Source organism: Sphingomonas sp. STIS6.2, assembly GCF_000732685.2.
Classification (GTDB): domain Bacteria; phylum Pseudomonadota; class Alphaproteobacteria; order Sphingomonadales; family Sphingomonadaceae; genus Sphingomonas; species Sphingomonas aerolata.
In genome coordinates this window covers 5,220-5,424 of sequence record NZ_JPDP02000153.1, presented here as the reverse complement: position 1 = coordinate 5,424, position 205 = coordinate 5,220, and the positions used below count along the sequence as shown (strand labels likewise).

Annotated in this window: 1 pseudogene; it reads right to left on the bottom strand. The window is 61.0% G+C overall.

Annotated elements, in window-relative coordinates:
* Positions 1-205: pseudogene (locus tag sphst_RS21330) on the bottom strand (carboxylesterase/lipase family protein); the annotation flags it as partial.

Below are 205 nucleotides of genomic sequence, written 5' to 3'. Positions count from 1 at the left end.
GTCTCGTCATGCGTATTGCCGACGATCAGCGGGATATGCGCCGCCTCGCGCGGGGCGTCGGGAAAGAACGGATGACGCGTCAGCACATGATGATCGAGCGTTGAGGTAAAGCTGATCTCACCCTTGCCTTCGATCGGATCGGTCGTCGCCATCGCCTCGACCAGCCGATTGATCGGCAGCACCTTCAGCGTCGGAAAGTCGCTCG